Below are 22,651 nucleotides of genomic sequence, written 5' to 3' on the forward strand. Positions count from 1 at the left end.
GAGTATTCACTCTTTGCAGAGTCTAATGCAGTCCGGGTCCCCATCGTCTAGAGGCCTAGGACACCGCCCTTTCACGGCGGTAACAGGGGTTCGAATCCCCTTGGGGATACCACTTATTTAAAATTTTTGTTAGTAATAACATGAATTTACACCAGAAATGGGGCCTTAGCTCAGCTGGGAGAGCGCAACACTGGCAGTGTTGAGGTCAGCGGTTCGATCCCGCTAGGCTCCACCATTTTACTGTTTCAGGCAGTAAGTAAAAAAACCACCTTAGGGTGGTTTTTTTATATTTAAAATTTGGCTCATTTACTTGTATCTTGTATCAAGATTTTTATAAACCTTCCTTTGTTATTCCTGCCATTTTAATCAATCGCTATGACAACCTTTACTTTAGATACTCTCGGGGCATGCATTTCGCTATGTCTTTAAGTTATGACTGGGCATAGAGAAAGGGAAGGCTGCTGCAAATGTTAGCTCACTTTCAACGTTTGCGTAGGTTGTGAACCTTTGATTCTTAGGCCGAATATGCTATTCGGCTAGGATTATCGAAAAGAAATTGAGTCATATTAATAGCAACTGCTGTATCTAAGGGATCAGCTTAAAAGTCTAAAGTAGATCTGTAGCGTTATGAGCAGGGGGAGTATTAACGTGCTGATCTAAAAAGCCATCATTATGATGGCTTTTATCTAACGGCATTACTTGAAGACACGTTGCTATAGTTCGAGGCTAAGCAATATCGAATCAATGCTAATCTACGCCGAGGAACCCGCCAGTTTGGTGGGCCCACAGCTGCGCGTAAATCCCGCCAGAGCTAATTAGCTCCTGGTGCGTACCTTGCTCAACGATTTTGCCTTCATCTATAACAACCAATCTGTCCATTGCTGCAATGGTAGATAATCGATGTGCGATGGCAATAACGGTTTTGCCTTGCATTAGCTGATACAAACTCTCTTGAATCGCGGCTTCAACTTCTGAATCGAGCGCAGATGTAGCTTCATCAAGTAGCAAAATAGGTGCATTTTTCAATAACACGCGTGCTATTGCGATACGCTGACGTTGGCCGCCCGAGAGTTTAACCCCGCGCTCACCGACCTGAGCATCGAGCCCTGTATTCCCTTCGGGATCACTCAAGGTCTGAATAAACTCATAAGCCTGTGAGTTTCTTATCGCTGCGTCTAGCTCTTCTTCGCTTGCTTCAGGATTACCATAAAGAATATTTTCTCGGATTGAGCGGTGTAGCAGTGAAGTATCTTGGGTCACCATTCCGATATGAGCACGTAGAGAGTCTTGCGTCACTTGAGTAATATTTTGCTTATCGATAGCAATATTGCCTGACTCAACATCATGAAAACGCATTAATAGATTAACTAGAGTAGACTTGCCGGCACCAGAACGGCCAACTAAACCGACTTTTTCACCGGCTTTGATGTTAAGGTTTAAATTATCGATTACGCCGGTATTCTCACCATAGTGAAAGCTCACGTTATCAAAATCGATACTGCCTTTAGTGACGTTCAGCGCTGGCGCGTTATCAACATCATTGATGTCAGTTGGCTTCGATAGGGTATTCATGCCATCTGCCACTGTACCTATATTTTCAAATAGTGAGCTTACCTCCCACATGATCCATTGAGACATACCGTTAAGTCGTAGGGCAAGACTGATTGCAATCGCAATTGCACCTACAGTAATCGCATCACCTTGCCATAGCCAAATTGATACCGCCGCAATAGAAAATGCCAATATGTAGTTAATGACTTGTACACTGACATTTATCCAAGTGACCAAGCGCATTTGCCTGTAAACCGTTTCTAAAAAGGTGCGCATACTGCCTTTGGCATATTCCGCTTCTTTTTGGGTATGTGAAAACAGTTTTACCGTTGCAATATTGGTGTAACTGTCGACGATACGCCCTGTCATGGTAGAGCGAGCATCTGCTTGTTCAGTCGATACCTTTTTTAACTGAGGTAAAAAGCGCATTTGCAAAGCAACATATACTGCTAACCAGATCAGCATAGGTACCATAAGGCGTAAATCGGCTTTGGCTATCATCACCACCATAGAGGTGAAATAAACTAGGATATAAACCAACACATCTAATAACTTGGTAACGGTTTCCCTAACTGCTAGTGAGGTTTGCATTACCTTAGTGGCGACACGTCCAGCAAAGTCATTTTGGTAAAATGAAACACTCTGCTTTAACAGATAGCGGTGAGCTAGCCATCGAATAGACATGGGGTAATTGCCCAATAAGCCTTGATAAACAATTAGCGCATGCAACAAGGTCAGTAGTGGGATCACCACAAGAACCAGCAGAGTCATGCCAAGTAAACGTATGCCTTCTTGCTCGAACAAGGTATCAGGATCATGCTTAACTAATAGATCAACCAAATCGCCCATAAAACCAAAAAGTGATACTTCAAGAATTGCCAGCATTGCGGTGAGAATTGACATAATTACCAGCGGGACTTCAAAGCCTCGAGTGTAATGGCGGCAAAACGCATAGATCCCTTTAGGAGGCTGTTGTGGCTCTTCGCTTGGGAGCGGCTCAACCCAAGATTCAAATCGTTTGAACATGTTTCTACTCAATAATATCTGCGTGTTAGAAAATTCTAATGAAAGCACAGCATATAGGAATAACGCATTGATTGGGGGATATAAATAGTAAATATTTATTGTGATTAACGGTCACTATGAAATATCAGTGCTATTGAGTTCCGTTTTCCGCTAGTGATACCGAGGCTTGTTACGTAAGATAAGTGATATCAATTCAATTGTAGGACTGTAAATGTTAGAGCATGAGTGCCAGCTTGATAAAGACGCCTGCCGTAAAGCAAGACTTGCTCGAGATCCTCGATTTGACGGTCAGTTTTTTATCGGCGTGCTAACAACTAAAATTTACTGTCGACCAATCTGCCCCGCAGTTAGCCCAAAAGAGCAAAACGTCCGCTATTTTGATAATGCGATACTCGCGGCAAATGCAGGGCTTCGCCCTTGTTTACGTTGCCGACCGGATTCTGCTCCCAAGTCTTATGCATGGCAAGGCACACAAACTACTTTAGATAGAGCTAAAGCGCTGATAGATGGTGGGACCTTGTCAGGTACTGAAGGTGTGAGTGTCGAGTCGATGGCTGATCGGCTTGGGATCAGCAGTCGCTATTTGCGTAAGTTATTTAACGAAAAAATGGGTATTTCAGTTAAAGGTTACAACCAATATCGGCAACTTATGCTGGCTAAACAGTTATTGCATCAAAGTCAGTTATCTATCACTCAAGTGGCATTTGCTGCAGGCTTTAGCAGCATTCGCCGCTTTAATGAAGCTTTTCAAAAGTCACTAAAGCTCACGCCTAGTGAATTAAGAAAAAGTGCATTAACGAAAAATAATTTAAATAAATCGAGTAAGCAAGCTCTATCGAGCAAGGAAAAAAACAACATTGGACGCGTGGCTTTGAAATTACAAATGAGTTTCCGGCCGCCACTTTCTTGGCAGCAACAGCAAGATTTCTATCGAGTGCGCGCCGTAGACAATATGGAGTGGTTAGGTGATGAATTCAGCTATGGGCGCAGTTTTACGCTTAATGAGGTGAGTGGTTACTTTACAGCAAAGCTCGATGCCAGTGCCAATCTGTTTAACGTCGAAATTGTACTTGAGAATGAATCGGGCCTTGTACAATTAGGTGCCATTATTAACGCTATCCGTAGAGTGCTGGATCTTGATGCAAATATTGGCCGAATTGATGATGTGCTAAAAACAATCGAGCCGTTAGCAGAGCAGATGACTGAAGGGCTTAGGTTACCTGGAGTTTGGTCGGCATTTGAGGCAGGTTGCCGAGCAGTGTTAGGCCAGCAAGTGAGTATTGTACAAGCTTCTAAACTGTTAAATCAGTTAGTGCTCGCTTATGGCGAAGAGCGTGTTATTGGTGATAAGCGAGTTAAGTTGTTCCCTACAGCAAAAGCGATAGCGAATGCAGAATTGACTGAATTGAAAATGCCTGGAGTGAGAAAGAAAGCATTAAATGGGCTAGGGCAGTTCCTTGATGAACATCCAGAAGCAGAGCCAGACTTATGGCTATCTATCAAAGGTATTGGTCCATGGACTGTCGCTTATGCCAAAATGCGCGGCCTCAGTGATCCCAATGTTTTATTGTGCGGTGATCTCGTGGTTAAAAAGCGTGTATTAGGCTTATATTCGCAGGGTGCAGATAGTCCTACTCTTGATTACGAGTCTATTAGCCAACAACTTGCTCAACTAAGTGCTCCGTGGGGGAGCTACTTAACTTTTCAGCTGTGGAATTTGTCATGAATAAACGCTCACTACCCTTGGTTAAACTTAATTTTGAATCTGATTTTGGCACGATTTCCTTATGTGCGAATGAAGACGGGATCACTCATTTGAATTTTATTCCTCAAATTAATAGTGAATGGCTGTCTAGAGAAGTCGATAACCAATTGCTTGAGAATAAGCGTGTCCACAGCGCTATTGACTCAGTGAGTGAGTCGGAATTAGAACAAAGAGCAAGTGCGCATCTATTACAGGCAAAACAAGAGCTGATTGAATACTTTGGTGGTACGCGAAGTCACTTTGATGTGGCGCTAGCGCCGAAAGGTACCGAGTTTCAGCAACAAGTGTGGCAAGCGTTAACTGAGATTGATTATGGTCAAAGTTGTAGTTATGCAGATATTGCCAATAAAGTGAATCGTCCAAAAGCAGTAAGGGCGGTGGGGACTGCAAACGGCGCTAATCCTATCGCGATTATTGTGCCCTGCCATAGAGTAATAGGTAAAAATGGAACCTTAACCGGTTATGCCTACGGGCTAGATTTAAAACAAAAACTGCTCAGCCTTGAGGGCTTATCAGTTTAGCTAAACTAGTTTATTTTCCCTGCAAACAAGGCTTTTACGGTCCAATAACCGCCAGCAAGCAGCGCACTAAGAAAGATAAGCTTTTAAAGTGATATTAGCGTAGAATAAGCGCCTTATTTTTGATTAGGCGTTTACCCGTAAATTATGACTCAGCCAGTATCTTCAACCGACCAAGTAGCAACGCAAACTGTAGCGAGCGCACCAGCTCACAGTGACTTTACCCAACTAGGGCTAATCCCTGAGTTGCTTGAAACGCTTAAACTGCTGAGTTATACAAAGCCTACTCCAATTCAATCACACATTATTCCTGCTGTTTTAGGCGGGAAAGATGTGCTCGGCGGCGCTAAAACGGGTTCGGGTAAAACCGCTGCTTTTGCTCTACCTATTATTCAAAAGCTTGCTAAAACATCACCTAGTAAAGCGGGAAGCAACTTTGTTTCTTGTTTAGTGTTAGTGCCTACTCGTGAGCTAGCACAGCAAGTTAGCGATAGCTTTATGCGCTATTCGCAGTTGATTAAACCTAACCTAAAAACTCTTGCAGTTTATGGCGGCGTGTCGACTAACGTGCAAATGCAAAGCCTACGTGGTGGCGCAGACATCGTGGTTGCTACACCTGGTCGATTAATCGATCTTATTTCAAGTAACGCTCTTAAACTGGATAAAACCACCACATTAGTGTTGGACGAAGCTGATCGTATGTTGAGCCTCGGTTTTACTGAAGAGCTGAACGAACTTTTAGCTAAACTACCTAAAGCTAAGCAAACCTTGTTGTTCTCAGCGACTTTCCCTGAAGAAGTGCGTGAGCTTACCGATTCGCTATTGAATAACCCTGTCGAAGTACAATTACAAAGTAGCGAAGAAAGCACTTTGGTTCAGCGTGTTATCACCGTTAATCGTAATCGTAAAACGGCTTTATTAGCGCAGCTGATTAAAGACAATCAGTGGCAACAAGTGCTTATCTTTGCCAGTGCAAAATATAGCTGTAACCGTCTTGCACAGAAGTTGGAAAATGCCGGTATAACTGCTGAAGTATTTCACAGTGATAAAGGTCAGGGCGCTCGTAACCGTGTACTCGATGGCTTTAAGTCTGGCGAGATCAGTGTACTGATTGCAACTGATATCGCGGCACGCGGTATTGATATTGAAAAGCTGCCAATCGTAATTAACTTCGAATTACCGAGAAGTCCTGCTGATTACATGCACCGTATCGGCCGAAGTGGTCGTGCAGGTGAAGCTGGTATCGCGATGAGCTTAATTTCTCATGATGAATATCAACACTTTAAGTTGATTGAGAAGAAAAATAAGCTGCGTTTAGAGCGTGAGCAAATCCCTGGTTTTGAAGCCGACCTTGAAGCGCCAGAAGACTGCCCATCTCGCGATTTAAAGCCAATGGCAAAACCTGCTGGTACAGGTAAAAAGCACCGTAAAAAGGTCAATGCTGAGGTTTGGGCTAAGAAGTCTTAAATCGAAAAGTTTACATCGCGCTGCACTTTTCAGCATGTCGCGCAATATTAAAGGGCTCATATTGAGCCCTTTTTAACATCTGTAACGGCATTTTTGCGGCGTAGCACCAGTTTTTAACCACAGATAGTCATCTAGAGAGACAAAGCGATAGCGCAGCATTTCGGCATTAGGTATGCTCTTGTCGATTTATTGTCTGTTACAACACATTTTTTATCTAGGAAACACTATGCAGCACCTATTTTGGTTAGTTGAGGGGCAAATTGCAGGACGCAGTGGCCCAAATAAAGACCCTTGGGATCTTGCACAAATAAAGGCGTCTGGCATTGATGCAATTTTATCGGTCAATCATGGTGAAGAGTGTAACGTTCAAGAAATAGCTGATTTAGGTCTAGATTATCTATGTGTGCCGTTTTCTAACAACATCCCGCCTAAAGAAGAAGATTTAACACTTTGTACCGAACAAGTTCCCAAAGCGCTGGCTTTTATCAGACAATGTGAAGCACAAGATAAGACGGTATTAATCCATTGTCGTTCAGGCAAAGATAGAACGGGACTGATTATGGCGTACTATTTAATGGATAATGGCGCAGCACCATTGCACGCCGTTAGTCAGGTCAGAGCCGTTCGTGACATTGCATTTAGCTCTGAAGGTTGGGATCAATTTGCATTTGATGTGCTTTATGCGTTACAAGATTAACTAAGGTTCGTAATTAGAATAATAAAATGAATGCAAATGGATTGCAGACGTTAACATCATTTAGATTGATATTACTTTGGGCAGTTTGGATATTAACCGGCTGCCAAGCTTCTGCTGTTTTTCCTGATAAACAACCCTCATCTAAGCTTCAGCCACAAAATACATGGCCATTAGTCGAATTTGTACAGCCGGATGTGTTGGCTCACCCTAGGGAAACCGGAGTTATTGCCCTAAGTGATGGTGTAGATGCATTTATCGCACGTTTAGCATTAGTCAGCTCTGCAACGGCGAGTATTGACCTGCAATATTATATTTATCGTGCCGATGATAGCGGCAGGCTGCTCACCTGGCATCTTATCAAGGCCGCAGAACGCGGCGTCCGAGTGCGTATATTGCTTGATGATATGGCAATCAAAAATGCTGATAAGGCATTATCGATGCTCGCAAAGCATGAAAATATTCAAGTTCGGTTATATAACCCGTCATTTGAGCGTAGCTATCGCAATCTTGCATTTGTAGTTGGCTTTTCTCGCTTAAACCACAGAATGCACAATAAATCATTAACGATAGACAACACGATTACAGTGGTTGGTGGGCGTAATATCGGCAATGAATATTTCTCGAATAATACTGACGTTGAGTTTGGTGATTTTGATTTGATGGCGATAGGTACCGCTGTTGATGAGGTGTCCGATCAATTTGACTTATATTGGAATGCGCCGTTAACCGTTGAGATTGAAGCGCTCAGTTCTATTATTGTCACTAATGAAGAGGTGGAACAAGAGCTTGCAATCGTTGAGTCGCAGCAACAAGCCTTTAACGATAACCCCTATGTTACGCGATTACTCAATAGTGACCTTATGGCTAAAATGAAGAGCCAGTCATTGTCATGGTTTTGGGGGCCTGCAAAACTTGTTTATGACCAACCAGATAAGCAAAATCATCAGTTGGATTCGGATAGCATTTTGGCCGACTTGGGTGAGTTTTTACAAACGGCAAAACATGAGGTACTGCTTGTCTCGCCGTATTTTGTGCCAACGCGTAGCGGTACTCAGAGTATTATTGAAACTGTCAACTCTGGAGTCAATGTCACTATATTAACAAATAGCTTAGCCGCTACAGATGTATTGGCTGTACACGCTGGTTATAGAGGGTATCGACAAGCTTTGTTAGCGGCTGGAGTGAAGATTTTTGAGGTAAAAGCTAACCCAGATGTCAAAAAAACTAGCAGCTGGAGTGGTAGCTCTAAAAGTAGCTTACACGCCAAAACATTTATTATTGATAGAGAATCAGTGTTTGTAGGTTCTTTTAATTTTGACCCCCGTTCAGCATGGTTAAATACTGAGATGGGGCTAATTGTTGATAATCAGCAATTAGCAACAGCTGTCGTTGAAGGGGTTGAAGCTAATCTTGTTAAAAACAGCTATCGACTTGAGATCGAGGATGATGAGATTATTTGGTTTGATGATTTTAATCAGCGCAAAATTTACAGCGAACCGGATGCAGGGCTTTGGCGAAAGTTTCTCGTGGACTGTATCGCATTATTACCGATTGAGTCTCAGCTTTAATTGTGTGGACTATATGCTTGAGTTAGAGTTTGCCTAAACAAGTGTAACTAAAATGGCTGTAGTTAAATGAACTCAATAACCAGTAATAACAAAAGCAAAGCAAGCCAATCTCAGGGCTTGTTGCTATTTCAATTATCATTGACTCAGTTATTTGCTCTTGGCACATTAAAAATAAGGGAGTTAGTTCCTTTTAGTCCATTAAGCGCCATCCCGCATTCACATCCTACTATTTTAGGTGCAGCGACAATACGCGGTGCAACCATTCCAATTGTTGATATGGCAGCAGCGATTGGTTATCGGCCTATTAGTCAAGAAGAGCTGCAAGATAGTTACATTATTATTACTGACTGCCAAAGAATGGTGATTGGTTTCCTAGTGCGTTCGATTGATAAAATCATTGAATGTAATTGGCGAGATATTGAAAAACCACCAAGTACGCTTGGTAAAAATGCGTTTCTTACTGGTGTGACGAAAGTTGATGGCAAGCTGGTACAGCTTCTAGATGTTGAGTTATTACTTTCTAACGTATTTCCAGCTAGCCCTGAAACAACGCGAGCGATCTTAACCGATGTGCAGCGCGAACATTTAAAACCGATGAATATCTTGCTAGTAGACGATTCAAAAGTCGCACGTAAGCAATTAAGTGATGCATTAGATAGTATTAATATTCCATATCAAGTCACCGCGGATGGTAAAGAAGCGCTGTCGATAATGGAGTTGGCTGAGAAAAATAATCAACGTATAGATATTTTAGTCAGTGATATTGAAATGCCGGGACTCGATGGTTATGAGCTGGCATTTGAAGTTAAGAATAACCCCGCCATCGCGTCAGCTTATATTATTTTACATACCTCTCTATCAAGTGAGATCAGTGTTAGCCAAGCGCACCAAGTGGGCGCTAATGAAGCGTTAACTAAGTTTTGTGCTCATGAGCTAATTGATGCCATGTTACGGGGCGCTGAAAAAGCCACAGCAAACGCTAATCTTTAGGACCTTATTAGTATTATGTTAATCATGAGTAATAACCGAGCCTAATTACCTAGCAAAGGTAGACAAGCGTTGCCGCATCCGATACAAACTGTATAGAAGGGAGATTAACTCTAATTCATGCGGGCAGAGGTATTAGCTCGTTTAATAGAGATTCTACATAATATAAAAACGACAGGTTAAGTAATGAATCAAAAACCATCTTTGTTTGCCCGGTTGGCAGACGGCAGTTTAGTGTTACAAATTCTTATTGGTATTATCGCGGGTGTTACGTTAGCTACGGTATCTAAAACAGGCGCTGAAAACGTAGCGTTTTTAGGCTCACTATTTGTTGGCGCTTTAAAAGCAATTGCACCTATCTTAGTTTTTATCTTGGTTGCGGCATCTATTGCTAACCAAAAGAAAAATGCTAAAACCAATATGCGTCCGATTGTTATATTGTATCTATTCGGTACATTTTCGGCTGCAGTAACCGCCGTATTGATGAGTTTTGCTTTTCCAACGACATTAGCATTATCACTTGATGCTGCTCAGGCTTCACCACCAGAAGGGATTGGTGAGGTTATTCATACTCTTTTATTCCAACTTGTTGATAACCCAGTTAATGCATTAATGACTGGTAATTACATTGGTATTCTTGCGTGGGGTGTTGGTCTTGGTCTTGCTTTGCATCACGCCACTGATTCAACCAAACAAGTTTTTGCCGATGTGAGCCACGGTGTATCACAAATGGTACGCTTTATTATCCGCTTAGCGCCAATTGGTATTTTCGGTCTAGTGGCTGCAACATTCGCAACTACAGGTTTTGCCGCTATTGCAGGTTACATGCATCTGTTGTTAGTACTACTTGGCGCAATGGCAATTATGGCGTTAATTATTAACCCTGCGATTGTGTACTTTAAAATACGTCGAAATCCATACCCATTGGTATTTACTTGTATTCGTGAAAGCGGTGTTACAGCGTTTTTCACTCGTTCAAGTGCGGCTAATATTCCAGTAAACATGGCATTATGTGAAAAGCTAAAGCTTCACGAAGATACTTATTCGGTGTCTATTCCACTCGGTGCAACCATTAACATGGGCGGCGCGGCAATCACGATTACCATCCTAACGCTAGCGGCAGCTAACACTATGGGAATTCAAGTGGATATTCTTACTGCTATTTTGCTCAGTGTTGTAGCAGGTGTTTCTGCTTGTGGTGCATCAGGTGTTGCAGGTGGTTCATTACTATTAATCCCACTAGCTTGTAGCTTGTTCGGTATTTCAAATGATGTAGCGATGCAGGTTGTTGCTGTTGGCTTTATTATTGGTGTTATTCAAGATTCAGCTGAAACAGGTTTGAACAGCTCTACTGATGTAATCTTCACTGCAGCGGCGTGTGAAGCGGCAGAGCGCAAAGAAAACACCTAGTTTTAAATTGACTCGTTAAATACTGAAAAGCCCACTCATTTTTGAGTGGGCTTTTTTATTTGCTATTGCTGCAATTAACAGCCAAAAACAAGTGTGTGGTGCTTATAAGCCCACAATACCTAGCGGTTTGCCCGTCTTCCATGCGCCGCGGGTAAAGTCTGGGAAGTTGACCGAGTTACTGCGGTTGTTAACGGATTCTTCACTGAGGATATTGACCACTGACCAAGCTGCGCCATCATAAACGTCTTGATCGAGTGGCTCGCCGTTACGTAAGCAATACACCATACGCCACAACATTAAGAAGTCCATGCCACCATGGCCACCATTACGTTCGGCCTCTTTGCCCATTTGTAACCATAATGGGTGGTCGTATTTGGCATACCAGTTTTCCATGTCCATATCCCATTTATGGAAGTTACCCGATCCTCCTTGTTCAATTGCAATTCTATTTGGGAATCCGGCAAACACACCATTAGTGCCTTGGATTAGGTTGTGTCGACTGTATGGGCGAGGGGTGGTGGTGTCATGTTGGACCATGATGCTACGGCCGTTAACGGTTTTAATTAGCGAAGTGTTCATATCGCCGTTGATATAGTTAAGTTGATTGCGTTGATGCTCGCTAGGGAATTCACGCTCGGCATATAAAGCACGGCCAAGGGCAGGCGAGCTCATAGAGGTGAGGTAATCAAATCGATCGCCGCGGTTGATATTCATATATTGCGATACTGGCCCTAGGCCGTGGGTCGGGTATAAGTTGCCATTACGCTTTGCATGCCAGCCGGTGCGCCATGAGCCGGTTTTACGGTCAATTTCCTTCATCTGCCAACGAAGTTCATGAATGTAAGCCGCTTCGCCATGCAGTAGTTCGCCAAATACTCCCTGACGTACCATATTCAGTACCATTAACTCATCGCGGCCGTAGTTGACGTTTTCCATCATCATGCAGTTCTTACGGGTTCGCTCAGCGGTATCGATTATTTGCCAGCATTCTTCAACGGTAAGAGCTAAAGGAACTTCGACAAAGGCATGTTTACCACTTTCCATGGTATCTATAGCCATGGGAGCATGCCATTCCCAAGGTGTAGAAATAATCACAATATCAATATCATCTCGGCTCAGCAGCTCCTTATAGGCATGTTCATTGTCAGTGTATCGACCAGGTCTCGGTAGCCCTTGAGCTTGCACAAACTCAATCGACTTATCTAATACACTTTCATCGGTATCACAAATCGCTTTGATCTCGATTCCCTCTAGGTGACAAAAATGTTTTACATGACCCGAACCTCGTTGCCCAACACCGATGAATCCGACTCTAACAGTTGCCATTTTAGGTGCGATTAACCCCATGACTGATTGGGCTTCAGTGGGCTTGGATGAAACGGCGTGAGCTGTTGATAAAGGGAGTTGTGAGGTAATGAGTCCAGCGGCAGTGACACCTGCTGTTTTTAAGAAATGTCGTCGATTGTACTTCATTGCGATTCCTGTAGCATTTTTATCAATTGTTTAACAAGAGCCTAGGGTTATAACAGGTTTTGATGGAAAAAAGGCCAAAAACAGGTATGAGTTGTTATTAGCTTGTCTTTTAATGCGGATTGGCTAAAGTAATGCATAGAAAGTGATTTATATCGCGTTTTTAAATTGTTATTGCGATACACTTTATTTTAAAAGTTAGCGGTGTTTTCGTGATGTTTGCTCGTTTACACATGATTTAACTGACAAATAATTTACAAATGTTTTTAATAGGGAAATGAACAAATGACTCTTGTGCGTAGTAAGACAGATGAAGTTATTCAAATTGAGAAAGCAACAAAGCTCAAGGAGATGGAAATGTCAGTAGTAGAAAAGCGCAGGCGCTTATCGTGGCGCGAAGACGAGCAAACAGATAGAGAAGTGGTAGGACGTTGGATTGATGAACGACCATTATTAGGTGACAATTTAACTGTTTATAAACAAGATGGTAAATATTATTTGGAGACTTGGTATCTTGATGGTTGTCATAGTCTCGATGAAATGACCTTTGAAACCACAAGTGACGGTATTAAGCTGGAAGATAAGGGCGGCAACATCTTTGGTGAATTCTTCATGCTAACACCTAGTAATGAATTGAAATTTTGTAATTCAACTCACTGTTATTACACCGCTAAGGTCGATGAAGCTGCTGCTTAAGTATTAAGTAATAAAAAGGGGCTTTAGCCCCTTTTTTAGTCATTAAGCGTACATCTATTTTAAAATGGATGCTTGCTGTTGAAGTCCATTGTTTTACCCGAGTATGGATGAGTGAAACATAAGCTTTGTGCATGTAAGCGTAAACGTTCAGCTGCGTTAATTACGGACTCGTCACCGTAGAAATCATCCCCTAAAATAGCGTGACCAAGCGCTAACATATGCACACGTAATTGGTGCGTTCTGCCAGTTACAGGTTTTAACTCTACTAAACTATTGCCGTCATTTTGCTGCAAGACTTGATAATGCGTTATCGCTGATTTCCCAGTCTCAGTAATCATCTGTTTTGGCGGATTGACTTTATCAGCTGCAATAGCAAGATCTATCACTCCTGTTTGTTCTGATAACAGTCCTTGAACCTCTGCGATATAGGTCTTTGCTGTTTGCCTATTTTGAAATTGCGTTTTTAGACTAGACTCGGCCTTTTTATTGCGAGCAAATACCATGATGCCTGAAGTGGCACAGTCTAAGCGATGCACTAAAATGGCGTCTTTATAGCGCTGTTGAAGGCGGGTGAGTGCGCAATCGTGGGTATATTCGGCAATCCCTGGATTAGAAAGCAAGCCCGATGGCTTGTTGATAACAATAATATCTCGGTCGATATAGCGGATATCTAACCAAGGAATGCTGGGGGGCTGATAGCTAAAAATTTGCATGAGTTCTCCTATTGCTGGGCAATTCTAGCAAATACTTAGTCTTTAGACATGTAATTAATGACTGTTTTAGTTAGTGCAGCGCCTGTTTAAGCTAAGGATTCGTCTAAACAGGCTGCGCAAAACACTATAAGTACTCAGGTGGTGTGTTGCGAGTCCATAAGCGGCTATACGCCATTAGCTGCGGATAAAAAGTACGAAAGGCAATTTCGATTTCAGTATCCAACTTTTTTACGCACTCTTGAGCGCCATTAAAAATCTCGGGCTTTGACACGCGTTTTGCAACTGAGGTCAGTGTTTGGTTAAGCCCTGCGCGTGTTTGGTAAGCAACAAGCCAGTTCTCTTGGCGGATTTTTGGCGCGATATTGACTAGCTGCTCGGGTAGATTATCGCAGTCATCAATAGCGTCGTAAGCTTTGCTAGCAAACTCTTCAAGGCTTTGGTGATGATACTCATCCCAATACTTGGCAAGCATATGGTCAAAGCTTAAATCAATGATAATAGGTGCAGCACGGGTCAATGACTTAGGAAATAACGCAAGTAGTTCTTTGGTTAATTCGTGGCTATCGGTAAGTTGATCTATTTGACGATGTAACCAAATCCCTTGCTGTAGGTGTTTAGGGAAGTGCTCAATACTGCCTTTTGCAAAATCTCCAGCAATATTGGCCGCCAATGAGGTCTGGCTGTTGTCTGCTAAATGCAGGTGTGCAAGAAAGTTCATATTTTATACTTGGTAATACGCATACATCACGGTATCATGCTGCGCGATGCGAAGGAAATTCTTTCTGGTGAACTGACCAAATAAAGCGGTAGTAGCCTTGTTTCCTTAAGGATGTGCATCAATAAATAAGCAATACCCATCAACAACACGGTTTGAGGATCAAGGATGATGTGGAACTGGTTAACCAAAAAGTTAGTCAAGAATGGTCAAGTTAGACGTAAAAAAGTCGATATTGACATCCCTTATCAACAGCATAGTTATCGAATGGAAGATTTTTCTATTAAAGCTGATAGCGAACCTGTTAAGCAAGCATCAACTAAGTTTAAGTCGCTTAACTAAAGCCAATAGGCTTAGTTAGTTTGCGCGAATAGTCGTTATTATCAGTTAAAGAATTGGCTTTTTTAAGGTTAGATTGTTGATCTTCTTTTACGCTAGTCATAGACTAGCGGCCGATTTAGACACAGTAGAGACTTTCCATGCGCGTTGCAGATTTTTCGTTTGAACTCCCTGATGAGCTAATTGCTCGTTACCCAACCGCTGAGCGTACTGCTTCACGACTGTTATCACTCAATGGTAACAGTGGCGAGCTTGCCGATCTGCAGTTTACCGATATTCTAGAACATGTGAATCCTGGTGATTTAATGGTGTTTAATAATACTCGGGTTATTCCTGCACGTATGTTTGGTACTAAGCAGTCAGGTGGTAAGTTAGAGATCTTAGTTGAGCGCATGCTTGACGATAAACGAGTTCTGGCCCACGTTCGTTGTTCTAAATCGCCAAAAGTCGATTCGATTGTCTGTCTTGATGGTGGCTATGAGATGGTGATGGTCGCGAGACACGACGCATTATTCGAGCTTGAACTGCAAAGTGACAAGACTATCTTGGAAGTACTCGAAGAAGTGGGTCATATGCCGCTGCCGCCATATATTGATAGACCTGATGAAGATACGGATAAAGAGCGCTATCAGACGGTTTACAACCAAAACCCTGGCGCAGTTGCTGCACCTACAGCTGGTCTACATTTTGACGATGCCATGCTGGCTAAATTAAAAGACAAGGGCGTGAACACTGCTTTTGTGACTTTGCACGTTGGTGCAGGTACATTTCAGCCGGTGCGCGTTGATAATATTCTTGATCATAAAATGCATTCTGAGTGGGCAGAAGTGCCAAAAGATGTTGTTGAGTTAATCGCGGCAACTAAAGCTGCAGGTAATCGTGTCGTTGCAGTGGGCACTACATCGGTGCGTTCATTAGAGAGTGCAGCTAAAGCATCAGTTGGTGAGTTACAGCCATTTAGCGGTGATACCGATATCTTTATTTATCCAGGCTATCAGTTCCAAGTTGTCGATGCCATGGTGACAAACTTCCACCTGCCAGAATCTACTTTGATTATGTTACTAAGTGCGTTTGCAGGCTTCGATGAGGTAAAAAACGCCTATCAGCACGCGATCGCTCAAAAATACCGCTTCTTTAGCTATGGTGACGCCATGTTTGTGACCAAAAAAGCGAACTAATTATCCAAATTGCTTTAAAATACCCAGTTCATAATATGAAGTGGGTATTTTTTTATCCGCAGATTTAATGCATATTTTGGCATTTAGGGTTGATACTGAATTGTTTGCCCTTATGTTTGTCATAATCTTTGACTCAAAAACTTGAGTTAACTCAGGTCAGACTGTTTATCTGGCGAGGTGAAAAATGAAATTCGAATTAGATACAACTCAAGGCCGCGCGCGTCGTGGTCGTTTGATTTTTGAACGTGGCACAGTTGAAACGCCAGCGTTTATGCCTGTAGGTACATACGGTACCGTTAAAGGTATGACGCCTGAAGAAGTGCGTGAAACCGGTGCAGACATTCTGCTAGGTAACACTTTCCACCTATGGTTACGTCCAGGTGAAGAGATCATGCGTAAGCATGGCGACTTGCATGACTTTATGAACTGGCAACGTCCTATTTTGACTGACTCAGGCGGATTCCAAGTATTTAGCTTGGGTGATATTCGTAAGATCACTGAAGAAGGCGTACATTTCCGCTCACCAATTAACGGTGAAAAGATTTTCTTGGATCCAGAAAAGTCGATGCAAATTCAAGATTCATTGGGCAGTGATGTGGTAATGATTTTTGATGAGTGTACGCCATATCCAGCAACTGAGGACGAAGCGCGTAAATCGATGCAGATGTCTCTGCGTTGGGCACAACGTTCACGTGATGAGTTTGACAGACTTGAAAACCCGAATTCCTTATTCGGTATTATTCAAGGCGGTGTTTATGAAGACCTACGTGATGAAAGCCTAAATGGCTTAGTTGACATTGGTTTTGATGGATACGCTGTTGGTGGTTTAGCAGTTGGCGAGCCTAAGGAAGACATGCATCGCATTCTTGAGCATGTTTGTCCAAAAATTCCAGCTGATAAGCCTCGCTATTTGATGGGGGTCGGTAAGCCAGAAGATTTAGTTGAAGGTGTTCGCCGCGGTGTAGATATGTTCGATTGTGTTATGCCAACGCGAAATGCTCGAAATGGTCATCTGTTTACCAGTGAAGGGGTTATTAAGATCCGTAATGCACGTCATCGTGATGACACTTCACCACTCGATGATAAGTGTGATTGTTATACCTGTAAGAACTACTCACGGGCATACCTTTACCACTTGGATCGTTGTAACGAAATTTTGGGTGCTCGATTAAACACCATTCATAACCTTCGCTATTACCAAAGATTGATGGAAGGTTTGCGTGGCGCTATCGAGACAGGTACATTAGACGCCTTTGTTACGGAATTCTATACCAGCCAAGGTCGAGAAGTACCTGAAGTTCCTGAATTATCCGATTAATTTTTACTCAGACAATAAGAAGAGAATACTATGTTTATTTCAAACGCATATGCAGCTGATGCACCTGTTGGTGGCGCTGGTGGTACGATGGAATTGATTTTCATGTTGGTCATTTTCGGCCTAATTTTTTACTTCATGATTTTCCGTCCACAATCAAAGCGCGTTAAAGAGCACAAGAACCTAATGAGCTCTTTGAGCAAAGGTGATGAAGTGCTAACAAGCGGCGGTATTCTAGGTAAGATCGCAAAAATCAGTGATGAAAACGACTATGTATTGTTGACTATCAACGAGACTAGCGAAATCACGATTAAGAAGGATTATATTGCGGCCGTATTGCCAAAAGGCTCTATTAAGTCACTTTAAGCCAAGAGGGCAAAGGCGTGTTGAATAAATACCCGATGTGGAAAAACCTGATGGTGATAATTATTATCGCCGTCGGTGCATTCTATGCGATACCAAACCTTTTCGGTGAAGACCACGCAGTTCAAGTGGTTGCCACCCGAGGAGCAGAGGTCTCAGCGTCGACAATGTCGACAGTAAATGATGTATTAAAGAGCAAAGGTATCGCAGTTAAGCGTGCTGAGCTTGAAAATGGTCAGTTGTTAGTACGTGTCAACAATGGTGAAGCGCAACTTGTTGCTAAAGAAGCCATTGCTGAAGCGTTAGGCGACAAATATACCGTAGCACTTAACTTAGCTCCAGCAACTCCTGCATGGCTTGAAGCCATGGGCGGTTCGCCGATGAAGCTAGGTTTGGACTTACGCGGTGGTGTTCACTTCTTAATGGAAGTGGACATGGGTGAAGCGATTCGTAAGATGACCGAAGCCAAAGTTGCTGACTTCAGAACGGATTTACGAGCTGAGAAAATTCGCTACGCGGGTATTCGTAATAGCGCCAAAGGCATCCAGATTAAATTCCGTGATGCTGAGACTTTAGCTAAAGCAGAAAACTTTCTAAAGTCACGCAGCAATGACATGGTCTTCCAAGACAACAGCGTTGGCGAAGACTATGTTCTTGTTGCAAATCCAAGCGAAGCTTACTTAAAACAAGTTAAAGAAGAGGCGCTACAACAAAATATCACGACATTACGTAACCGTGTAAACGAGTTAGGTGTGGCTGAGCCAGTTGTACAGCGTCAAGGTGCTGAACGTATTATCGTTGAGCTACCAGGTGTTCAAGATACTGCGCGTGCAAAAGAGATTTTAAGTGCGACAGCATCGATTGAATTCCACATGGTTGACCAAAAAGCTGATGTTCAAGCTGCAATGAGCGGTCGAGTTCCAGCGGGTTCTGAGCTTTACGAACGTCGTGATGGCGGTCCAGTGGTATTGAAAAAAACGGTTATGTTGACCGGTGATCATATCCAAGGCGCACAACCAAGTTTTGATGAATACAGTCGTCCACAAGTAGCCATTAATCTTGATGCGAAAGGCGGTTCAATTTTCTCTAACGTAACCAAAGACAACATTGGTAATCCAATGGCAACGCTATTTATCGAGTACAAAGATACCGGTGAAAAGAATGCTGATGGTAGCGTAAAGATGAAGAAGATTGAGGAAGTTATCTCGGTTGCTACTATTCAAGCACGTTTAGGCCGTAACTTTGTTATTACTGGCTTAGAGCATGCTGAAGCACAAAACCTAGCATTGTTACTACGTGCAGGTGCGCTAATTGCGCCAGTTTATATTGTTGAAGAACGTACTATTGGTCCAAGCCTTGGTCAGGAAAATATCGAAAACGGTATGCAAGCCATGATCTGGGGTATGGCAGTAGTGCTTATCTTTATGTTGGTTTACTACCGTGGTTTCGGCCTTATTGCTAATTTAGCACTAACGGCTAACTTGGTGATGGTTGTTGGCGTGATGTCAATGATCCCTGGTGCAGTATTAACCTTACCGGGTATTGCCGGCATGGTGTTAACTGTCGGTATGGCGGTTGATGGCAACGTACTTATTTACGAACGTATTCGTGAAGAATTACGTAATGGCCGCAGTGTACAGCAAGCGATTCATGAAGGTTACGGTAATGCGTTCTCAACCATTGCTGATGCGAACATTACTACCTTTATGACAGCACTAATCTTATTTGCAGTCGGTACTGGTGCGGTTAAAGGTTTCGCGGTGACGCTAATGATTGGTATCGCCACTTCTATGTTTACAGCCATTGTTGGCACACGCTCAATCGTGAATGCGATTTGGGGTGGTAAGCGCGTGAAGAAACTGTCTATTTAAGGGGACGTTGATAATGTTACAAGTTTTAAATGTTAAAGGCACAGTCAACTTCCTACGCCATGCACTTCCTATCAGTATTTTTTCTGCTGTGTTGGTATTGGGCTCAATTGCTAGTTTAGCGACTAAAGGGATTAACTGGGGGCTAGACTTTACTGGCGGTACGGTTGTTGAGCTTGAATTCTCTAAGCCTGCGGATTTAACTGCTATTCGCAGCGGTCTGGTGACCGAAGCGGTAGGTGGTGCAGTTGTACAGAACTTTGGTTCTAGCCGTGACGTGCTTATTCGTCTTCCTGTTAAAGATGACTTTAAGAGTGAAGACCAAGTTAATGACGTAATGGCTGCTGTGACACAACTTGATTCTGCGGTAATTCAAAAGCGTGTTGAGTTTGTTGGACCACAAGTCGGCAAAGAACTTGCTGAGCAAGGCGGTCTAGCGGTTTTAGTGGCGTTAATTTGTATTCTAATTTACGTGTCATTCCGTTTTGAATGGCGCCTAGCATTAGGTTCTGTGGCAGCGCTAGCACACGATATCATCGTTACCTTAGGTGTATTCTCAGTATTACAACTTGAGTTTGACCTAACGGTGCTAGCAGGCCTATTGACCGTAGTAGGTTACTCGCTTAACGACACCATAGTTGTATTTGACCGTATTCGTGAAAACTTCCTTAAGTTGCGTAAGAGCTTGCCGGAAGAAGTCGTGAATATCTCAATTACCCAAACCATGAGCCGTACCATTATCACTACCGGTACAACTTTGGTTGTGGTTGTTGCGCTGTTCCTTAAAGGCGGCACTATGATCCATGGCTTTGCAACAGCATTGTTAATGGGTATTTTTGTCGGTACTTTCTCTTCAATCTACGTTGCTAGTTTCTTAGCAATCAAACTAGGGATCAATCGTGAACACATGATGCCAGTAGAAGTTGAAAAAGAAGGCGCAGATCAAGATGCACTAATGCCATAACCAATATGGTATTAATAAAAAGCCACCTTTAAGGTGGCTTTTTTTATGCCGGTATTAATAGCATAAATGAATAATTCCGAAGCTAGTGATACTCATTCCTATACGCTGAGGTATCAGCTAAAATCACCATATAGAAGGCTTTCGACAGATATTTTGTGTTGTTCGAAAAAACACCGCTCGACAGACTTAACAATTTAGCAGTAGCATGTGATCCCAAGTTACATCACTATTTGCCTTATTTATTGAAAGCTTCAATAAAAGCTAAGTGATGTTGATTTAGGTTTTAACCTTTTAATTTGCCAGATAGAGCAATAGCAGTAGGAAATAACATGGAAGAGCAAACACGGCTAGTCGCAGCAGGAAACCTCCTAGAAGCTCATACCTGGAAAGGTATGCTCGAATCGAGTGGCATACAAGTAGAGATTAAAGGCGAAGCTCTATTGGGTGGCGTTGGTGAGTTGCCAACAGGCATTCAAAACGTTGAACTTTGGGTCGCTGATAGCCAGTTCGAACAGGCTAAAACACAAATGGCTTCACTGAATGCGCAGTGCCCACAATGGAAGTGTGTTAATTGCCATGAAGTGAATGAATCAAGTTTCGAGCTCTGCTGGAATTGCAGTGCCGAACGTAGTGAGAAATATAGTTAATGAAACATAATCCCGCATTTTTAGCATTAGTTGAAAGTATTTTACCTTTAGTGACCGAAGTTAATGTTGAGCAATACCAATCAATGAATGGTTGGACATTGCTGGACGTACGTGAGGACTCTGAGTGGCAAAAAGGACACTTACCTAAAGCACATCATCTGGGCCGCGGTATTATCGAACGAGATATTGAGACCTTATTTCCAGAAAAAGATACACCGCTAGTTTTGTATTGTGGCGGAGGGTACCGTTCAGCTTTAGCTGCAAATAATCTTCAAGTTATGGGTTATACCAAAGTGGTCTCTTTAGCGGGTGGTTATAAAGCTTGGCTTGAGCGACAATTGCCGATAGAACACGACTAAATAAGTCGTAATTTGTCGTTAAGGTGCCATTGTAAATGCAATATTTTCCGTTGTTTGTAGATACTCAATCACTGAAGGTTCTCGTTATTGGCGCGGGTGATGTTGCCAGCCGTAAATTGGATTTACTTAGCCGCACTCAAGCACAGATTAACGTGATTGCAATTGAAGCTTGTCAGGACGCTCTCAATTATGCAGAGCAAGGTCGGATCTCGCTTGAACTGCGCGCTGTGACTGAAGCTGATATTAACGGAGCAGATCTATTATACCTTTGCACCGCCGATACCGCGCTAAATGAGCAGCTAGCTGTTTTCGCAAAAGAGCAAGGTATTTGGGCTAACGTGGTTGATAACCCCAAGTTCTGCCGTTTTATTACTCCTTCCATAGTCGACCGTGGTCGTTTGCAAATTGCTATCAGTACAGCAGGCGCTGCGCCAGTTTATGCTAGAGAACTACGTGCTCGTTTAGAATCTTGGTTACCGCAGTCGTTAAGCCCGTTATTTGATTTTATTGCTGAACGCCGTGAAGAGGTGCAGCACCGGTTGCCTGTGTTTAAGCAAAGACGCGTATTTTGGGAACAGTTCTTTACTCGTAATGATTCCCGCTTTGATGCCGATACACAAAGCCATTATGAAGCCAGTTTTGCTATGCAAGCACAGCAGGGCGAGCTTTTATTGATTGATTCGGGTACTGCACCTGAATTACTGCCAATAGGTGCTATGCCATATCTACAAAAAATAGAAGTCACCTTTTCTCGATTGTCAGTGCCGTTTGGGCTTAATGAGATCTTAAGGCGTGATGCAAGCTATAGTGACCACTATGATGAATCAACAATTGCCGAGTTACTGGCAAAAGGAGAGTCATGCTTAGTGTATGGTGACACCGCTGAGATCACTCATTTAGTTAAACTATTTCCCGCAGCAAGACATCTGCAGGCAGGAAGCTTTTAATCCTGTCTATTCAGTCGATTTACTTTTTAGTGACGTGATCATGTGTTGCGCCACTAAATTGAGGTAAACTTGGCGCAAATTCTATTGT

The 22,651-nt window shown here is 42.8% G+C and carries 21 protein-coding genes and 2 tRNA genes; 19 read left to right on the forward strand and 4 right to left on the reverse strand.

Annotated elements, in window-relative coordinates; all coding sequences use genetic code 11:
• The first annotated feature begins 36 nt into the window (after positions 1-36).
• Both AB4298_RS17155 and AB4298_RS17160 read left to right on the forward strand, forming a co-directional pair.
• A tRNA-Glu gene (locus tag AB4298_RS17155) sits at positions 37-112 on the forward strand.
• Positions 113-159: 47 nt separating this feature from the next.
• Positions 160-235 (forward strand) — tRNA-Ala (locus AB4298_RS17160).
• Between the two features lie 512 nt (positions 236-747).
• Here the strand turns inward: AB4298_RS17160 and AB4298_RS17165 are convergent.
• Positions 748-2,577 (reverse strand): ABC transporter ATP-binding protein, encoded by a 1,830-nt coding sequence (locus AB4298_RS17165; protein ID WP_371987645.1) that lies wholly within the window; start codon positions 2,575-2,577, stop codon positions 748-750.
• A 211-nt stretch (positions 2,578-2,788) separates the two neighbouring features.
• Between AB4298_RS17165 and AB4298_RS17170 the strand changes: the two genes are divergently transcribed.
• From AB4298_RS17170 to sstT, 7 genes are all read left to right on the forward strand, one after another.
• Positions 2,789-4,303, forward strand: a complete 1,515-nt coding sequence (locus tag AB4298_RS17170) for an Ada metal-binding domain-containing protein (protein WP_371987646.1) — start codon at positions 2,789-2,791, stop codon at positions 4,301-4,303.
• Positions 4,300-4,863, forward strand: coding sequence for a methylated-DNA--[protein]-cysteine S-methyltransferase (locus AB4298_RS17175; RefSeq protein WP_371987648.1), 564 nt, complete (start codon positions 4,300-4,302; stop codon positions 4,861-4,863). The genes AB4298_RS17170 and AB4298_RS17175 overlap by 4 nt, the downstream gene beginning before the upstream one ends.
• Positions 4,864-5,007: 144 nt before the next feature.
• Entirely contained in the window at positions 5,008-6,327 is a 1,320-nt protein-coding gene (locus tag AB4298_RS17180; RefSeq protein WP_371987649.1) for a DEAD/DEAH box helicase, read from the forward strand.
• Between the two features lie 226 nt (positions 6,328-6,553).
• Positions 6,554-7,024, forward strand: coding sequence for a dual specificity protein phosphatase family protein (locus tag AB4298_RS17185; RefSeq protein WP_371987651.1), 471 nt, complete (start codon positions 6,554-6,556; stop codon positions 7,022-7,024).
• A gap of 26 nt (positions 7,025-7,050) precedes the next feature.
• Complete coding sequence (locus tag AB4298_RS17190; RefSeq protein WP_371987653.1) at positions 7,051-8,592, forward strand: phospholipase D family protein; 1,542 nt, start codon at positions 7,051-7,053, stop codon at positions 8,590-8,592.
• Positions 8,593-8,658: 66 nt separating this feature from the next.
• The gene (locus AB4298_RS17195; protein WP_248999291.1) at positions 8,659-9,582 is read left to right on the forward strand and encodes a chemotaxis protein CheV; all 924 of its coding nucleotides are present in this window, start codon (positions 8,659-8,661) and stop codon (positions 9,580-9,582) included.
• Positions 9,583-9,765: 183 nt separating this feature from the next.
• A complete protein-coding gene (gene sstT / locus AB4298_RS17200; protein ID WP_371987654.1) occupies positions 9,766-10,989 on the forward strand; it encodes a serine/threonine transporter SstT in 1,224 nt (407 codons plus the stop codon).
• Between the two features lie 102 nt (positions 10,990-11,091).
• On the opposite strand, the gene AB4298_RS17205 is transcribed toward sstT, so the two are convergent.
• Positions 11,092-12,462: a Gfo/Idh/MocA family oxidoreductase gene (locus tag AB4298_RS17205; RefSeq protein WP_371987656.1), complete on the reverse strand. Its 1,371-nt coding sequence runs from the start codon at positions 12,460-12,462 to the stop codon at positions 11,092-11,094.
• A 354-nt stretch (positions 12,463-12,816) separates the two neighbouring features.
• Here AB4298_RS17205 and AB4298_RS17210 point away from each other — a divergent pair, with 354 nt between their 5' ends.
• Entirely contained in the window at positions 12,817-13,155 is a 339-nt protein-coding gene (locus AB4298_RS17210; RefSeq protein ID WP_346347785.1) for a hypothetical protein, read from the forward strand.
• Between the two features lie 59 nt (positions 13,156-13,214).
• Here AB4298_RS17210 and AB4298_RS17215 read toward each other — a convergent pair whose 3' ends face one another.
• Positions 13,215-13,868 (reverse strand): RluA family pseudouridine synthase, encoded by a 654-nt coding sequence (locus AB4298_RS17215; protein WP_248999287.1) that lies wholly within the window; start codon positions 13,866-13,868, stop codon positions 13,215-13,217.
• A gap of 124 nt (positions 13,869-13,992) precedes the next feature.
• A complete protein-coding gene (locus AB4298_RS17220) occupies positions 13,993-14,586 on the reverse strand; it encodes an acyl carrier protein phosphodiesterase (RefSeq protein ID WP_248999286.1) in 594 nt (197 codons plus the stop codon).
• Positions 14,587-14,751: 165 nt separating this feature from the next.
• Between AB4298_RS17220 and AB4298_RS17225 the strand changes: the two genes are divergently transcribed.
• The 9 genes from AB4298_RS17225 to AB4298_RS17265 all read left to right on the forward strand — a co-directional run bounded on the left by AB4298_RS17225 (position 14,752) and on the right by AB4298_RS17265 (position 22,563).
• Positions 14,752-14,925: a hypothetical protein gene (locus tag AB4298_RS17225; protein ID WP_248999285.1), complete on the forward strand. Its 174-nt coding sequence runs from the start codon at positions 14,752-14,754 to the stop codon at positions 14,923-14,925.
• Positions 14,926-15,062: 137 nt separating this feature from the next.
• Positions 15,063-16,100, forward strand: a complete 1,038-nt coding sequence (gene queA / locus AB4298_RS17230; protein ID WP_248999284.1) for a tRNA preQ1(34) S-adenosylmethionine ribosyltransferase-isomerase QueA — start codon at positions 15,063-15,065, stop codon at positions 16,098-16,100.
• A 184-nt stretch (positions 16,101-16,284) separates the two neighbouring features.
• Positions 16,285-17,418, forward strand: coding sequence for a tRNA guanosine(34) transglycosylase Tgt (gene tgt / locus AB4298_RS17235; RefSeq protein WP_012154721.1), 1,134 nt, complete (start codon positions 16,285-16,287; stop codon positions 17,416-17,418).
• 30 nt (positions 17,419-17,448) lie between these two features.
• Positions 17,449-17,781 (forward strand): preprotein translocase subunit YajC, encoded by a 333-nt coding sequence (yajC, locus tag AB4298_RS17240; RefSeq protein ID WP_012154722.1) that lies wholly within the window; start codon positions 17,449-17,451, stop codon positions 17,779-17,781.
• Positions 17,782-17,798: 17 nt separating this feature from the next.
• Positions 17,799-19,649, forward strand: coding sequence for a protein translocase subunit SecD (secD, locus tag AB4298_RS17245; protein ID WP_248999283.1), 1,851 nt, complete (start codon positions 17,799-17,801; stop codon positions 19,647-19,649).
• Between the two features lie 13 nt (positions 19,650-19,662).
• The gene (secF, locus tag AB4298_RS17250; RefSeq protein ID WP_248999282.1) at positions 19,663-20,610 is read left to right on the forward strand and encodes a protein translocase subunit SecF; all 948 of its coding nucleotides are present in this window, start codon (positions 19,663-19,665) and stop codon (positions 20,608-20,610) included.
• A gap of 329 nt (positions 20,611-20,939) precedes the next feature.
• Positions 20,940-21,257, forward strand: a complete 318-nt coding sequence (locus AB4298_RS17255; RefSeq protein ID WP_248999281.1) for a putative signal transducing protein — start codon at positions 20,940-20,942, stop codon at positions 21,255-21,257.
• The gene (locus tag AB4298_RS17260) at positions 21,257-21,616 is read left to right on the forward strand and encodes a rhodanese-like domain-containing protein (RefSeq protein ID WP_248999280.1); all 360 of its coding nucleotides are present in this window, start codon (positions 21,257-21,259) and stop codon (positions 21,614-21,616) included. The genes AB4298_RS17255 and AB4298_RS17260 overlap by 1 nt, the downstream gene beginning before the upstream one ends.
• Positions 21,617-21,651: 35 nt before the next feature.
• The gene (locus AB4298_RS17265) at positions 21,652-22,563 is read left to right on the forward strand and encodes a precorrin-2 dehydrogenase/sirohydrochlorin ferrochelatase family protein (RefSeq protein WP_371987659.1); all 912 of its coding nucleotides are present in this window, start codon (positions 21,652-21,654) and stop codon (positions 22,561-22,563) included.
• The last annotated feature ends 88 nt before the right edge of the window (positions 22,564-22,651 follow it).

Origin of the sequence: Shewanella sp. 10N.261.52.F9 (assembly GCF_041471165.1) — a bacterium.
GTDB lineage: Bacteria > Pseudomonadota > Gammaproteobacteria > Enterobacterales > Shewanellaceae > Shewanella > Shewanella marinintestina.

What these genes read in the sequence shown, in the direction of transcription:
- sstT (WP_371987654.1), top strand. Translation starts at nt 9,766, where the DNA reads ATGAATCAAAAACCATCTTTGTTTGCCCGGTTGGCAGACGGCAGTTTA.
- yajC (WP_012154722.1), top strand. Translation starts at nt 17,449, where the DNA reads ATGTTTATTTCAAACGCATATGCAGCTGATGCACCTGTTGGTGGCGCT.
- AB4298_RS17195 (WP_248999291.1), top strand. Translation starts at nt 8,659, where the DNA reads ATGAACTCAATAACCAGTAATAACAAAAGCAAAGCAAGCCAATCTCAG.
- AB4298_RS17170 (WP_371987646.1), top strand. Translation starts at nt 2,789, where the DNA reads ATGTTAGAGCATGAGTGCCAGCTTGATAAAGACGCCTGCCGTAAAGCA.
- AB4298_RS17180 (WP_371987649.1), top strand. Translation starts at nt 5,008, where the DNA reads ATGACTCAGCCAGTATCTTCAACCGACCAAGTAGCAACGCAAACTGTA.
- AB4298_RS17265 (WP_371987659.1), top strand. Translation starts at nt 21,652, where the DNA reads ATGCAATATTTTCCGTTGTTTGTAGATACTCAATCACTGAAGGTTCTC.
- queA (WP_248999284.1), top strand. Translation starts at nt 15,063, where the DNA reads ATGCGCGTTGCAGATTTTTCGTTTGAACTCCCTGATGAGCTAATTGCT.
- AB4298_RS17210 (WP_346347785.1), top strand. Translation starts at nt 12,817, where the DNA reads ATGTCAGTAGTAGAAAAGCGCAGGCGCTTATCGTGGCGCGAAGACGAG.
- AB4298_RS17215 (WP_248999287.1), bottom strand. Translation starts at nt 13,868, where the DNA reads ATGCAAATTTTTAGCTATCAGCCCCCCAGCATTCCTTGGTTAGATATC.
- AB4298_RS17220 (WP_248999286.1), bottom strand. Translation starts at nt 14,586, where the DNA reads ATGAACTTTCTTGCACACCTGCATTTAGCAGACAACAGCCAGACCTCA.
- AB4298_RS17260 (WP_248999280.1), top strand. Translation starts at nt 21,257, where the DNA reads ATGAAACATAATCCCGCATTTTTAGCATTAGTTGAAAGTATTTTACCT.
- AB4298_RS17190 (WP_371987653.1), top strand. Translation starts at nt 7,051, where the DNA reads ATGAATGCAAATGGATTGCAGACGTTAACATCATTTAGATTGATATTA.
- AB4298_RS17165 (WP_371987645.1), bottom strand. Translation starts at nt 2,577, where the DNA reads ATGTTCAAACGATTTGAATCTTGGGTTGAGCCGCTCCCAAGCGAAGAG.
- AB4298_RS17255 (WP_248999281.1), top strand. Translation starts at nt 20,940, where the DNA reads ATGGAAGAGCAAACACGGCTAGTCGCAGCAGGAAACCTCCTAGAAGCT.
- tgt (WP_012154721.1), top strand. Translation starts at nt 16,285, where the DNA reads ATGAAATTCGAATTAGATACAACTCAAGGCCGCGCGCGTCGTGGTCGT.
- AB4298_RS17175 (WP_371987648.1), top strand. Translation starts at nt 4,300, where the DNA reads ATGAATAAACGCTCACTACCCTTGGTTAAACTTAATTTTGAATCTGAT.
- AB4298_RS17205 (WP_371987656.1), bottom strand. Translation starts at nt 12,462, where the DNA reads ATGAAGTACAATCGACGACATTTCTTAAAAACAGCAGGTGTCACTGCC.
- AB4298_RS17185 (WP_371987651.1), top strand. Translation starts at nt 6,554, where the DNA reads ATGCAGCACCTATTTTGGTTAGTTGAGGGGCAAATTGCAGGACGCAGT.
- secF (WP_248999282.1), top strand. Translation starts at nt 19,663, where the DNA reads ATGTTACAAGTTTTAAATGTTAAAGGCACAGTCAACTTCCTACGCCAT.
- AB4298_RS17225 (WP_248999285.1), top strand. Translation starts at nt 14,752, where the DNA reads ATGATGTGGAACTGGTTAACCAAAAAGTTAGTCAAGAATGGTCAAGTT.